Annotated in this window: 1 rRNA gene; it reads right to left on the bottom strand. The window is 41.9% G+C overall.

The window, feature by feature from the left end:
- Positions 1-137: ribosomal RNA gene (locus EFT72_RS18985) — 23S ribosomal RNA — on the bottom strand; the annotation flags it as partial.
- Positions 138-432: the final 295 nt, after the last annotated feature.

The following is a 432-nucleotide window of genomic DNA, read 5'->3' as shown; positions in this document are numbered from 1 at the left end:
ACTCAGCTGGGTTTCCCCATTCAGATATCTCCGGATCAAAGGATATTTGCTCCTCCCCGAAGCTTTTCGCAGCTTATCACGTCTTTCATCGGCTCTTAGTGCCAAGGCATCCACCTTGTGCTCTTTACAGCTTAACCATAATAGTTTTGAAAGCGGTCGTAAATTCTCAGGACAGCCTGTTGGAAGCTTGCTTCCATAAGGGCTTTTATGATAATTTACAGACATTTGCAAAGCAAATGTTACTGAGGAAAGCCAAAGGCTTTTCGAAGTAACCACCTGTACTCCACACGGGTGCTTTCAATTCTAAAGATACATAGCGTTGTATCTTTGGTCTTAGATTGTTATTTCACCGTACGTTACGGCTACTCTAACGAGTTTTGTTTGGTTACATCTTTCGATGTAACACCTCGGATGTCTTGATATTGTCTTTTT

This window comes from Clostridium sp. E02, assembly GCF_003833015.1.
GTDB lineage: Bacteria > Bacillota > Clostridia > Lachnospirales > Lachnospiraceae > Lacrimispora.
Note: the sequence above shows the minus strand (reverse complement) of the source record. Positions and strands in the feature narration are given on the sequence as shown.